Raw genomic sequence first — 13,542 nt, forward strand, 5'->3', positions numbered from 1 at the left:
TCCTTCAACGGGAATCGCTCGTTTCGCGCCTCGCAAGCGTTCGGGACATGATGCTCTCCACAAGCGATCGCTCCGGCGTCACGAAGAGCGTCCTCTGATGGTCGTACAGCGCAAACCCGGGCCGGGCTCCATTCGGTTTCCATACGTGGCGGACTTCTGTCACGTCGACGGGTACGTTTGCCGAATCGCGCATTCGGCTGAAATACGCGGCGAGCGTGGCCGCCTCTTCAATGGTGCGTTCCGGGATCTCGTCCGCCTGCCCCCGTTCGATCACGACGTGCGATCCCGGCGCGTCTTTGACATGGAGCCACAGGTCGCGCTTGTCGGCCTTGCGAAACGTCAGCCGATCGTTCTGCACGTTGTTCCGGCCGACGCGGATGACAAAGCCATCGCTGGACCGAAACGCGTGCGGCTCCGACTCTGTGGCGCGCCGCTTGCCGCCAGTCCCTCGTCGATTGGTGCGCGCCAAGAACCCCTGCGCTTCGAGTTCGCGACGCACCTCTTCGAGGTTTTCGAGGGAGGTATCCCCGAGGGCCTGCAACACATCTTCTAGATAGCGCAGGTCTCGCAACGTGTTTTCGCGCTCCGCTTCGATCCACTGCCGCGCCCGCTTCCGTTTCGCCGCCATGCGAAAGAGGCGTTGCGCGTTGGCGATGGCGTCGAGTGCGGGATCCAGCTCGATCCGCAAAGGCCGGTTGTCGTCATAGTAGTTCGGGAGCTCGATCTCCGAAGCCCCACGCGGGACCTCGTGCGCATATGCGGTCAGAACCTCGGCCTTGATCCGCAGTTCTTCCTCCGCTTCGGCGTCTTCCCACTCCTGCTCGAGGCGGACGAGCTTGCCCCGCAGGCGGTCCATGTGTTCTCTCACGGTCCGCTCCAGCTCTCGGGCCAAGCGCGACTGGCGCAGAGATTCGCCGGTATCGGCGAACAGCCAGCGGATAGCCTCGCTCACCGTTTCGCACTCGGCGAACCGAGCGCGCGACGTGAGCCGAAACGGGGCGCATTCTACGGCCCGGCCCACGTCGTCGAGGCCGACGGAAGCAGGTTCCCGCCCTTCGTCCACGGCGGCTGCGAGATCGAGCGCCGCCCGATGAATGGACGTCGGCTCAGCGGAACCCGTTCGCGCGATGGCGCGATGGAGGATCTCGCGAGCCGTCACTGGTCCCGTACCGGCGAGCTTCTCCACGATGGCCATCTGATTGGCGCGGGAGGCGCCGGCGGATGGATCGACACCAAGGAAATCCTCGGGCGCGCACTGTTCCACCGGCTTCTTGCGTTGCGGGGGCGGCGGAAGATAGGGGACTCCCGGCAACACGGCTCGGTAGCGGGACATCTCCTCCGAGACGCGCACGGCGCTGTCGATGATCAGGCGGCTTCCGTCGGTCCGCTCTTCGACGAGCACGATGTTGCTGTGTCGCCCCATGATCTCGCAGATCAGCGTGTACGCGCGCCGGTCGCCGAGGTCGTCCAGTGCTTCAATTGCCAGTTCAAGCACCCGATCCCATCCCGGCTGTGTGACGCGGAGGATGCGCCCCCCCTCAATGTGTTTGCGCAAGAGCACGCAGAACATCGGCGGCGTGGCCGGGTTGTCTGGGCGTTCGTCCGCGAGAAAGTGGACGCGCGCAAATTGTTGGTGGGCGGACACGTACAGGCGCCGCGCCCCCAAATGGGCCGAGCGGACGGCGAGGACGAGATCGCGCTCGCCGGGTTGATAAACTCTGTCGATCCGTGCGCCTCGCAACGCGTCGTCGAGTTCGCGCGCGAGGCGGCGCAAGGTCCAACCGTCCACGCTCGATGCTCCTCTCTCACGAAGCCAGTATACCGCAGTTTCCTGCATTCGGCGCGGTGATTTCTTGACAAAGGTCGTCTGGATACGACCAGGTCTCGGACATGTTCGCTCGGCCTGACGCATAGATGATTACGAGACAAGTTCACGAAGGGGTGTGCTCGGTGGAACAACAAACGTGGCATGCGCAGAGCGAGGCCGAATGCCTCGCGCGACTCGGGACGTCGCTTGACGGGCTCTCCCAAGCGGAGGTGGAACGGCGGCGCGAGGTGCACGGGCTGAACTTGCTGCACGACGGAAACAAAGTGTCGCTGTTGACCGTCTTCTTCAATCAGTTTCGCGACTTTATGATACTTGTGCTCATCGCGGCCACGCTCATCTCCGGCCTTCTCGGCGAATACACCGACGCCATCACCATCATCGCCATCGTCTTTCTGAATGGGATCCTCGGCTTCGTGCAGGAAGTGAGGGCTGAGCGTTCACTCAAGGCGCTCAAGGAGCTCACGGCACCGGTGGCGAAGGTGCGACGCGAAGGCGCAGTGGTGGAGGTCTCCGCGAAGGAGCTGGTGCCAGGGGATATCGTGCTGCTCGAAGACGGGGATCGCGTCCCAGCCGACGGCCGCATCGTTCGTGCCCGATGGCTGGAGGTGGAGGAGTCAGCGCTCACCGGCGAGTCGGTGCCAGTGGCGAAGGATCCGCGCGTCACGGTACCGGCAGACAGCCCGCTTGCCGAGCGCCGGAACATGGTGTACATGGGGACAATGGTCACCCGCGGCCGGGCGGAGTACGTCGTGACGGCCACGGGCATGCAAACCGAGATGGGGAAGATTGCAGATCTCATTGATCAATCCGAGGATCAGGAGACGCCGCTTCAGAAGCGGCTGGATCAGCTCGGCAAGACGCTCGTCTGGATCTCGCTCGGCATCACCGTGCTCGTGGTCGTGGCGGGCGTGCTGCATGGGCACGCGCTCTACGAGATGTTCTTGGCGGGCGTGTCGCTTGCGGTCGCGGCCATTCCGGAGGGACTACCGGCCATTGTCACCATCGCCCTCGCGCTTGGCGTCCAGCGGATGATCAAGCGGAATGCCATCGTGCGCCGGCTTCCTTCGGTCGAAACGCTCGGGTGCGCCACCGTGATTTGCTCGGACAAGACGGGGACGTTGACTCAAAACAGGATGACGGTCACGGAGATTTACGCGGATGGACTGTACGTAGAAGTGACGGGTTCCGGCCACCAATTGCAAGGCGAATTTGTCGCGAACGGCCGCCGGATCGAGCCCGGGCGGCGGGCTGCGCTCAAGAGTTTGGTCGAGATCGCGGCCGTGTGCAACCAGGCGCATCTTGAGCCGGGGGCAGACGGCGCGTCCGCGCAGGCCGTCAAGGGAGATCCGACGGAAATCGCGCTTCTCGTCCTGGCGCACAAGGCGGGCTTCACGCAGCCGGACAGCGTGTACGAGCGCGTTGACGAACGGCCCTTTGATGCAGATCGGAAGATGATGAGCGTGCTGGTGCGTTCGGGCGACGAGTGGTTCGCGTTCGTCAAAGGGGCGCCGGACGTGCTTTTGGCGCGCTGCACCCACGTGCTTCTCGGCAACCGCGAAGAGCCGATTGGGCAGTCGTTGCGCAAACAGATTCTCGCGGCCAACGAACAAATGGCTTCTCGCGCGCTGCGCAACCTCGGGTTCGCGTACCGGCGCTTCCGTTCGGCGGAAGAGGCGCGCCAGGCGGATTGGGAGTCTGAGCTTGTGTTCGTGGGGATTTGCGGCATGATCGATCCGCCGCGGGACGAGGCGAAGGCGGCCATCGCCAAGGCCAAGTCGGCCGGCATTCGCACGGTCATGATCACGGGGGATCATCAGGCGACGGCGACGGCCATCGCGAAACAGCTCGACATCCTGCCGCCAGGCGGACGCGTGCTCACGGGGGCCGATCTGGAGGGCTTGGACGACAAGCGCCTCTCCAACCTCGTGCGCGACACCTATGTCTACGCGCGTGTGACCCCGGAGCACAAGCTTCGCATCGTGCGAGCGCTCCAGGCGAATCACGAGGTGGTCGCGATGACGGGGGATGGCGTCAACGACGCTCCCGCCATCAAACAGGCGGATATCGGCATCGCCATGGGGCAGAGCGGGACGGATGTGGCGAAGGAGGCGTCCAGCCTCATCCTCGCGGACGACAACTACGCCACCATCGTGGCCGCGGTGGAAGAGGGGCGCGCCATCTACGACAACATCAAGAAGTTCATCCGTTACCTGCTCGCGTCGAACGTGGGCGAGATTCTGACGATGTTCCTGGCCATGCTGGCCGGCTGGCCTCTGCCTCTGACGCCGATTCAAATCCTTTGGGTCAACCTCGTCACGGACGGACTGCCGGCCATCGCGCTCGGCGTCGATGCGCCCGAGGACGACATCATGAGCCGCCCGCCGAGAAACGTGCACGAGGGCATTTTCGCGCGCGGCATGGCGGTCAAGATTCTGTCCCGCGGCGTGCTCATCGGACTGGCCACACTCGCGGTATTCGCGTGGTCCCTGCGCCAAGGCGAGGAGCTCGCGCACGCGCAGACGATGGCCTACGCGACGCTCACCATGGCCCAGCTCATCCTCGTCTTCGACTCGCGGAGCCTCGAAGGCGGCATCTTGCGGCGGAATCCACTGGAAAACGTCTGGCTTCTGTTGGCCGTGCTGTCCTCGGTCGCGCTGTTTGCGTGCACGATGTACGTCCCGCGCATGGCCGAGGTGTTTCACACGACGCCGCTCGGATTCAGCGATTGGGCCATCGTGCTCGTGGCGGCAGCGGTACCCACGTTCGCGCTCTCGGTGCGGCGGATGGGCCGGAACAGGCTTCACAAGTTCCAGCAGCGGTCCGGTTCCGACGCGGCGGCCTGATTGCCAACTCGTCTGCCCATCGGTACAATCCTGACCAGACGATAAGCGGTCAGGAGGCATGCGCGTGGGGATTCGCAGCATGACAGGTTTTGGCCGGGCGGAAGGGCGCGTCGGACCGTACGACGTGGTGGTCGAGGCGAAGTCGGTGAATCATCGCTTCCTGGAGGTCTCCGTGCGCTTGCCGCGGGAATGGTCGTTTGCCGAGATGAGGGTGCGCGATCGCGTCAAGTCTCGTTTGCACCGCGGTCGGCTGGATATCGCCGTCTCGCTCGCCGGGGCAGGTGCGGAAGCGGGGGAGGTTCATGTCGATTGGGCGCTCATCGACGCGCTCGTCGAGGCGGATCGGACCCTGTGCGAAAAGCTCGGGATTGAGTTTGATCCGCGCGCGGCGCGCCAGTGGCTGATGTTCCCCGGTGCCGTCGCGGTGCGCCCTGCGGCATTAGACGAGGAAGAGGCCATCACGTCGCTCACAGGACTCGTGGACGACGCGCTTGAGAAACTCGTGGCCATGCGCGAACGCGAAGGAGAAGATCTCGCCCGCGCCTGCATCGGCTACCTCCAGGAGGTGGATGCTCACCTTCGTGCTGTCCGGGAGCGGGCGCCGGCGTCTGTTTCGGCGTACCGCGCGGCGCTTCTGGCCAGGGTGTCGGAACTCGGCGTCTCCGTCGACGACGCGCGCCTGGCGCAGGAAGTCGCGCTGTTTGCCGAACGCGTCGCGATCGAGGAGGAACTGGTGCGGCTCGAGGCCCACGTGCGAGCGATGCGCGACGATCTCGGCCGAACGGAACCCGTGGGTCGTCGACTCGATTTCCTCGTGCAGGAGATGCACCGCGAGGTGAATACCATCGCGGCGAAGTCTCAGGACGCCGAGATCAGCCAACACGTCGTGGAGATGAAGGCGTTGGTCGAAAAACTGCGCGAACAGGCGCAGAACGTCGAGTAGCAGACCTCCCCTTTCCTTTGCGCCGAGATCGATGTACAATGTAAGGAAGCGTCGTCTGTGTTCGAGGATTTGCGTCCGCCCTGCAGGGCGGAGATTTCGATATGGGGTGACCGTCGTTGATCTATCCGTCCATTGACCGGTTGTTGGAGCGGTGCAACAGCAAATACGCGCTCGTTGTGCTCGCGGCGAAGCGCGCGCGCAAGCTGCAGAACGAGACCCTGAATCAGCCTGGCGCGTCGACAACGCGGAACGTGAGCCGCGCGCTGTGGGAAATTCACGACGGCGTCGTTCGCTGCAAAAACTTCGACGGCGAGTGACGCAGATTCGTGATCAGGCGATGAGGCAGGACAACCGCGCGTTGTTCTGCCTCTTGTCATGAACGGCAGGAGCCAAGGGAGGGTGCGGTATGGACAAAAAGACCATCCTCGTCGGGGTAGGAGGAGGCATTGCGGCGTACAAGTCCGCGAATCTGTGTTCACTCCTGGTGAAGCGCGGTTACGAGGTGCAGGTGCTGATGACCGAACACGCGACCCGGTTCATTCAGCCGCTCACCCTGCAGGCCCTGACCAAGCACCCGGTGATCTTTGACACGTTTGCAGAGCCGAATCCGTCCGAGATTGCGCATATCGCGGTGGCGGATCGCGCCGACCTGTACGTGATTGCGCCGGCCACGGCCAATCTCATCGCCAAGCTAGCGCACGGCCTGGCGGACGACATGGTCACGACCACTGCGCTTGCCGCGACCTGTCCCACGGTTGTGGCGCCGGCGATGAACGTCCACATGTTTGAACACCCCGCCGTGCAGGAGAACCTGGACATTCTCCGTCGCCGGGGGACGCTCGTGCTAGATCCAGGCGAAGGGCCGCTCGCCTGCGGTTACACGGGCCGCGGGCGCATGCCCGAACCCGAGGATATCGCGGACGTGATTGAGGCCGTGCTCCACCAGGAGCGCGATTTGGAGGGCCTCACCCTTCTCATTACGGCCGGGCCGACGGTGGAGGATATCGATCCTGTCCGGTATCTCACCAATCGGTCGAGCGGCAAGATGGGGTACGCGCTCGCCGAGCAGGCCGCGCGCCGCGGCGCCCGCGTCACCTTGATCTCAGGCCCGACGCATCTCAAACCGGTTCCCGGGGCCCGGATGGTCTACGTCCGCTCGACCGAGCAGATGCTGCACGCCGTAAGCGAGTTCTTCCCCGAGGCGGATGCGTTCATCTCGGCTGCGGCACCGGCCGATTTCCGGCCTGCCCGCACCTTGGATCATAAATGGAAAAAATCACAAGGGCCGCTCAAGCTCGATCTCGTCGAGACGCCCGACATCCTGCTCGCCGCGAGCCGCCTGAAGCGCCCTGGCCAGGTCGTGGTCGGATTTGCGGCGGAGACGGACATGCCTTTGGAACACGCCCGGCGCAAGCTCATCGACAAGGACCTCGACCTGATTGTGGTCAACGACGTGACGAAGCCAGGAGCAGGCTTCGAAGTGGACACCAACCAGGTCACGCTCATCGCGAAGGACGGATCGACGGAGGCCCTGCCGGTCATGGAAAAGCACAGAGTGGCGGATCACATCCTGACCCGCGTTCGGCAGGTCGTTCGCGTGTCGGACGGTGAGCGGCCTTTATGACCGCTCGGACCGCCCGCGTCGCGGAGGTGGTGGTCGATGGGACGGCGCTGTTTTTGGACAAGCGGTTCGATTACGCCGTTCCAGCGGGGATGGATGTCTCGCCGGGCGTGCGCGTGGTGGTGCCGCTGCGGGACTCGTTCCGGTCCGGCATCGTCTGGGCGGTGCGGGAGGCCGAAGATGCAGGCCGGCTTCGTCCGCTCGCGCGCGTGATGGATCGAGTTCCCGTGCTCACGCCGGATCAGATGCGCATGGCGGAGTGGCTCTGCGACCGCTATGCCGCCACACTGCCCGAGGCTGTGTCGGCCATCTTGCCGGGGGCATTTCGCGTGCGCGTCCGGAAAGTCATCGTTCCCAGTGCGGATGCGTCCGTCCCAGACGACGTGCAAGCCTCGGCGCTCTTTCGCTGGATCGCCGACGCCGAGCCAGAGTGGAGCGAGCTTCGCGCGCGTTCCAAGGCGGACGAACGTGCTGTCCGGGCGTGGTTGGAGGCCGGTTTCGTCCGGGAAGAGATCCGGGTGGACGAGGCGGTGGGCGAGAAGCGGCGGGCCTACCTCGTCGCCTGCGCGCCAGACGAGGATCTCAGGCTCGAGGCGGAGCGCCGGCGTCGGCGCGCGCGGCGCCAGAGTGAAATCTTGCTGCGACTTGCAGACGAGCGCGAGGTACTTTGGGATCGGCAGGCGTATCCGCCCTCGTCCGTGGCGCCCCTCATCGAGGCGGGACTGGTGGCTGTGGCGGAGCGGCGCGTGAGACGGGCTTTTGCCTCGCTCGACGAAGACGCGCCTTGGCCCGAGCTCACGACGTATCAGGCGGCCGCGGTGCGCGCGCTCAGCGAGATGGCCGGACAGGGCCATGGCGTGGCGCTGCTGCACGGCGTGACCGGCAGCGGCAAGACCGAGGTGTACATGCACCTGATTCGCGCGGCCATCGAAGACGAGGGGCAGGCCCTTGTGCTTGTGCCGGAGATTGCCCTTACGCCGCAGCTTGTGCAGAGGTTCGAGCGGAGGTTCGGAAGCCGGGTTGCCGTCCTGCATTCGGGATTGTCGCTCGGCGAGCGGCGCGAGGAGTGGACGCGGGTTCTCGAGGGAGACGCAAGCGTGGTCATCGGGGCGAGATCGGCGGTCTTTGCGCCGATGCGCAAGCTTCGGCTGGTCGTGATCGATGAGGAACACGAGCCGTCGTACAAGCAGGAAGATGCGCCCCACTACGACGCGCGCGAAGTGGCCATGTGGCGCGCGCGGGAGGCCGGGGCGCTCGTGGTCTTGGGATCGGCGACGCCATCGCTCGCGTCCATGTTTCGGGTGGAACGAGGCGGCGCGAGGCTTGTCTCCTTGCCGGTTCGGGCGAATCGACGGCCGCTGCCGCCGGTGGACGTGATCGACATGCGCGAGGAGTTGCGCGCGGGAAACCGGTCGATTTTCAGCCGCAGGCTCGCCGCGGAGCTGGAGCGCACGGTGGCCGAGGGCATGCAGGCCATCCTGTTTCTGAATCGCCGAGGCTACGCGCACGCAGCGCTATGCAGAGCGTGCGGCCACAGCATGGAGTGTCCGCGCTGCGACATTCACCTGACGGTCCACCGGCAGACGAGCGGGCACGTCCTTGTGTGCCACTACTGCGGGCACGAGGAGCCACTCGTCCGCCGCTGCCCCACTTGCGGCGAAGATGCGCTGGTCCCGTATGGACTCGGGACCGAGCAGGTGGAGCAGCACCTGCTGCGCACGTGGCCCGCGATGCGCGTATTGCGGATGGATTTGGACACCACGCGGCGAAAGGGAGCGCTTGAGTCCATCATCGATCGGTTCCAGCGGGGCGAAGCGGACGTGCTCGTGGGCACGCAGATGATCGCGAAGGGGCTCGACTTTCCGCGCGTGCGGCTGGTGGGGGTCGTGGCGGCCGACGCGATGCTCACGCTTCCAGACTATCGCGCGAACGAGCGCGCCTTTCAGCTGCTCACGCAGGTGGCCGGACGCGCAGGACGCGCAGACACGGACGGCATCACGCTCATCCAGACGTATCAGCCCGGGCATCGCGCCATCGAAGCGGCGAAGTCCCACGACTACCGCATGTTCTACGAGCGCGAGCGGGAGAGCCGCGAATTCTTTCGCTATCCGCCGTTTTGCGAACTGGCGGTTTTCCTCGCCTCGCATTCGGAGGAGCGGCTGGCGCGCGGCGCCGCGGCGCGGTTCGAGCGGGAACTCGCGCGTTCGCCGTCTGCGGCGTCCTTGACCGTGCTGCCGGCGGGGCCAAGCGGCATTCGGCGGATCGACAACGTGTATCGGTATCAGGTTGTGATGAAGTACGCGGCGTGGCAGGATGTGAAAGAGGACGTTGTGCGCGCGTACCGATTGGTGAAGGAGAAGATGAACCGGCTGGGCGGATCCGCCGTGCTCGACGTCAATGCCCAACGGATCGGTTGACATATCGGGAGGGGATGAACGATGGCCATTCGCATCATTCGCAAAGGGGAGGATCCGGTGCTGCGGCAGAAGGCGCATGTCGTGACGCAGTTCACCCCGGCCATTCACCGGCTCCTCGACGACATGGCGGAGACCATGTACGACGCCGACGGGATTGGCCTCGCGGCCAATCAGATTGGGATTCTCAAGCGCCTCGTCGTGATTGACGTGCAGCCGAAGGAGGACAGCTTCCAGAAGCGCGCCTGGATTGAGCTTGTCAACCCGGAGATTATCGAGCGAAGCGGGGTGCAGCGCGAGCGCGAGGCGTGTCTCTCTCTGCCGGGGCTCTCGGGCGTGGTGGAGCGCGCCGCCTACGTGCGGGTGCGGGCCCAGAACCGGTACGGCGAATTCTTTGAAATTGAGGGCCGCGATCTGCTGGCGCGCTGCCTGCAGCACGAGATTGATCACCTGGACGGCATCCTGTTCACGGACTACCTGCGGCCCGAGGAAATCGAGCGCCAGCCGGTCGGAGAGTCGTCGAGATGACGGTTCGAGCGCTGTTTTGCGGGACGCCGGATTTTGCGGTGCCGAGCCTCGATGCGCTCTGCCGCTTGGGCTACGAGGTGGTCGTCATCACGCAGCCAGACAGGCCTCGCGGGCGATCCCGGACGCTGGCGCCGCCTCCGGTCAAAGTGCGAGCGCTGGAAATCGGCCTTCCGGTCTGGCAGCCCGAGCGCCTGCGAGACGCGATGGAGGACATCCGCCGTTTCGCGCCGGATCTCATCATCACGGCCGCGTACGGCAAGATCCTGAGCGAGGCGCTGCTCTCCCTTCCGCGCGTCGGATCGGTCAACGTGCACGCGTCCCTTCTCCCCCGTTGGCGCGGTGCGGCGCCCATCCAGCGCGCCATCTGGGCCGGCGACGCGGAAACCGGCATCACGCTGATGGAAATGGTGCGCGATCTCGACGCGGGGCCCATTTTGGCGCAGGAGCGCGTGACCATCGAGCCGACGGACACGGCCGGATCGCTGCACGACAAATTGGCTCGGCTCGGCGGCGAGGTGTGCGAGCGGTATCTCCCGCTTTATGTCGCCGGCGAGCTTGTGCCCGTGCCCCAGCCGGCTGAAGGGGTCACGTACGCCGAAAAGGTGACGCGCGAGGACGAGTGGATCGACTGGACAAAAAGCGCGGCCGAGATCGACAGGCAGGTGCGGGCGCTCGCGCCGGTGCCGGGGGCGACTGCCGCGCTCACCACGGGCGAGGAGCTGAAGATCCTCAACGGCCGTCCCGTGAACATGGAGCCCTTCGGCGATCCCGGCGAGGTCAAGCCGCGCGGCGAAGTGGTTTGGGTGTCGTGCGGCGCGGGCATCTACGAGATCCTCGAGTTAAAGCCGAGTGGTCGCCGCGCGATGCCAGCGGGCGCGTTTTGGCGCGGGCTGCGCGGAGAAGGCGTGCGCATGAGGGGGAGCGCGAGGGATGATGGCTGAGGGTAGGCGGCGCGCGTACCAGGCGCTCATCCGGGTGGAACGGGACGGGGCGTACCTCAACGTCGCCCTCCAGGAGGCGCTCGCAGGCGCAGGCGTGGACGAACGGGACCGCGCGCTGGCCACTGAAATCGCCTATGGGACATTGCGCCGGCAGATCACGCTCGACCGACTGTTGTCGCCGCTCGTGCGTCGGCCTATCTCGAAACTCGACCCTGAGGTGCGCGTCATCTTGCGGATGAGCGCGTACCAGATGACCTGGCTCGACCGCGTTCCGGCGTATGCCGCGGCAAACGACGCGGTCGAACTCGCCAAGCGGCATCGACCACAGGCGTCAGGCTTCGTGAACGCGGTGCTTCGCCAATACGCCGAGCGCGCGCAAGAGTGGGAGAGTTTGCTCAAGAAGGCCCTCGCGGGGGCGAAGGACGTCGACCGCTGGTCGGTCATGTACAGTGTGCCGGCCTGGATTGTGGAGCGGCTCGTGGCGGATCATGGGGCGGAGCGAGTTCTCGCCGCGCTCGCTTCGATGAATGAGCCGGCGCCGATGTCGCTCCGCGCCAATCGCCTGCGCGGATCCCGCGAGGAGACCGTCGCTCGGCTGGCGCAGGAGGGCGCTATGGCGGTGCCCGCCGCGCTGGCAGAGGACGGCCTGCGAGTGCGGGGGCAGGTCGACGTGACGCGCTTGCGGGCGTATCAGGACGGCTACGTGACCCTTCAGGACGAGGGAGCTATGCTCGTGGCGCCGCTTCTTCGCCCGGAGCCTGGCATGCGCGTGGTGGACCTGTGCGCGGCGCCGGGTGGCAAGACGACGCATCTGGCCGAGCTGATGGGCGATCGCGGCGAGATCGACGCCTACGACGTCACCGTGGCAAAGGTTCGCGCCGTCCGGCAACAGGCGGAGCGACTTGGCCTGCGAAGCATTCACCCGAGGCTCGGCGACGGCCGGCAGGTGGAACCGGAGGAACCGTACGACGCGGCGCTCGTGGACGCGCCCTGCACAGGCCTTGGCGTCATGCGCCGTCGGCCGGATCTGCGATATCGGCGGCGCCCCGAGGACGTCGCGCAGTTGGCGAAGCTTCAGCAGTCCTTGCTGCGCCGCGCGTGTGCCATCGTCCGGTCCGGCGGCTGCGTCGTGTACTCGACGTGCACACTGTTGAACGAGGAGAATGAGTCCGTCGTGCGAGAGGTCGCGTCCGATCCGGCCGTGGGCGTTCGCATCGAGGACATCGGAGGCGACTTGGCGCCGGCGCTGGCGACTCGTGTGGGAGAGCGCACGGCCGGTTTCCTGCTTTGGCCGGACTGGCACGAGACGGACGGATTTTTCATGGCGCGCCTGCGCCGAATTTGACGGTCGGCTTCGCCAGGGAGGTGAGACGATGGTCCATTTGTATGATTTCACGCTCGAGGAGTTGCGCGACTGGGTGGTGCAAGAACTCGGCGAGCGGCCATTTCGCGCGGTTCAATTGTACGAGTGGATGTACCAGAAGCGGGCGAAGTCGTTTGAAGAGATGACGAATCTCCCGAAGGCGCTTCGCCAACGTTTGAACGAGATGGCTTACCTGCGGTCCGCCAAGCAGGTCGTGCGACAGGATTCCAAGGTGGATCCGACGACGAAATTTCTGCTCGCCTGGCCGGACGGCGTCACGGTCGAATCGGTGTTGATGCGCCACAACTACGGAAATAGCGTCTGTGTGTCGTCTCAGGTCGGGTGCAAGATGGGCTGCACGTTCTGCGCGTCCACGCTCGGAGGCATGATCCGCCACATGACCGCGGGCGAGATGGTGGAGCAGGTGATGCACAGCCAGGCGCTGTTGGACGAAGTGGGGCAGCGCGTGTCCTCCGTCGTGGTCATGGGTTCCGGTGAGCCGATGGACAACTACGATCAAGTTATGCGATTCATCGACATCATCACGAACCAACACGGTCTCAACATCGGACAGCGCCACATCACGGTGTCGACCGTCGGGCTGGTCCCCGGCATTCGCCGTCTTGCGGAAGAAGGCCGTCAAATCACGCTGGCTGTATCTCTACACGCGCCGAACGACGCCATCCGCGGGCGCATGATGCCCGTGAACAAGGCGTACCCGATTGCCAAGTTGATGGAGGCATGTCATGATTACTATCGAAAAACGGGACGCCGAATCTCGTTCGAATACGCGCTGGTGGCAGGCGAGAACGACAGCCTCGAGTGCGCCCAAGAGTTGGCGGAGTTGCTGAAGGGTTTACCGTGCCACGTCAACCTGATTCCAGTGAACGATGTGCCTGAGCGCGGTTATCGCCGCACGGACAGGAAGCAGATCTTCGCATTTTGGCGCGCGCTGTTGGATGCGGGTGTGAACGCCACCATTCGCCGCGAGATGGGACACGACATCGCGGCGGCGTGTGGACAGCTTCGCGCTCAATACGCGAACCGGCAAGCCTGAGGCG

Annotated in this window: 10 protein-coding genes; 9 read left to right on the forward strand and 1 reads right to left on the reverse strand. The window is 65.2% G+C overall.

From position 1 onward, the window contains the following. Nucleotides 1–4 precede the first annotated feature (4 nt). The gene (locus tag AC27E8_RS12775) at nucleotides 5–1,789 is read right to left on the reverse strand and encodes an Rqc2 family fibronectin-binding protein (RefSeq protein ID WP_487099647.1); all 1,785 of its coding nucleotides are present in this window, start codon (nucleotides 1,787–1,789) and stop codon (nucleotides 5–7) included. A 161-nt stretch (nucleotides 1,790–1,950) separates the two neighbouring features. On the opposite strand from AC27E8_RS12775, the gene AC27E8_RS12780 reads away from it, so the two are divergent. The 9 genes from AC27E8_RS12780 (at nucleotide 1,951) to rlmN (ending at nucleotide 13,538) form a co-directional block, all read left to right on the forward strand. Continuing rightward, nucleotides 1,951–4,671 (forward strand): calcium-translocating P-type ATPase, SERCA-type, encoded by a 2,721-nt coding sequence (locus AC27E8_RS12780; RefSeq protein ID WP_487099649.1) that lies wholly within the window; start codon nucleotides 1,951–1,953, stop codon nucleotides 4,669–4,671. A 58-nt stretch (nucleotides 4,672–4,729) separates the two neighbouring features. Continuing rightward, a complete protein-coding gene (locus AC27E8_RS12785; RefSeq protein WP_487099651.1) occupies nucleotides 4,730–5,614 on the forward strand; it encodes a YicC/YloC family endoribonuclease in 885 nt (294 codons plus the stop codon). Between the two features lie 116 nt (nucleotides 5,615–5,730). Beyond that, nucleotides 5,731–5,931, forward strand: coding sequence for a DNA-directed RNA polymerase subunit omega (rpoZ, locus tag AC27E8_RS12790; protein ID WP_008340497.1), 201 nt, complete (start codon nucleotides 5,731–5,733; stop codon nucleotides 5,929–5,931). 89 nt (nucleotides 5,932–6,020) lie between these two features. Further along, nucleotides 6,021–7,238, forward strand: a complete 1,218-nt coding sequence (gene coaBC / locus AC27E8_RS12795) for a bifunctional phosphopantothenoylcysteine decarboxylase/phosphopantothenate--cysteine ligase CoaBC (RefSeq protein ID WP_487099653.1) — start codon at nucleotides 6,021–6,023, stop codon at nucleotides 7,236–7,238. Next, a complete protein-coding gene (gene priA / locus AC27E8_RS12800; RefSeq protein ID WP_487099655.1) occupies nucleotides 7,235–9,652 on the forward strand; it encodes a replication restart helicase PriA in 2,418 nt (805 codons plus the stop codon). Before coaBC ends, priA begins: the two co-directional genes overlap by 4 nt. Nucleotides 9,653–9,673: 21 nt before the next feature. Continuing rightward, nucleotides 9,674–10,177, forward strand: a complete 504-nt coding sequence (gene def / locus AC27E8_RS12805; RefSeq protein WP_014464071.1) for a peptide deformylase — start codon at nucleotides 9,674–9,676, stop codon at nucleotides 10,175–10,177. Beyond that, a complete protein-coding gene (gene fmt, locus AC27E8_RS12810) occupies nucleotides 10,174–11,118 on the forward strand; it encodes a methionyl-tRNA formyltransferase (protein WP_487099657.1) in 945 nt (314 codons plus the stop codon). Before def ends, fmt begins: the two co-directional genes overlap by 4 nt. Beyond that, entirely contained in the window at nucleotides 11,108–12,463 is a 1,356-nt protein-coding gene (rsmB, locus tag AC27E8_RS12815; protein ID WP_487099659.1) for a 16S rRNA (cytosine(967)-C(5))-methyltransferase RsmB, read from the forward strand. Before fmt ends, rsmB begins: the two co-directional genes overlap by 11 nt. 28 nt (nucleotides 12,464–12,491) lie before the next feature. Beyond that, on the forward strand, nucleotides 12,492–13,538 hold the full coding sequence (gene rlmN, locus AC27E8_RS12820; RefSeq protein ID WP_487099661.1) for a dual-specificity RNA methyltransferase RlmN: 1,047 nt from the start codon (nucleotides 12,492–12,494) through the stop codon (nucleotides 13,536–13,538). Nucleotides 13,539–13,542: the final 4 nt, after the last annotated feature.

The organism is Alicyclobacillus sp. CIJ1, from assembly GCF_057538885.1.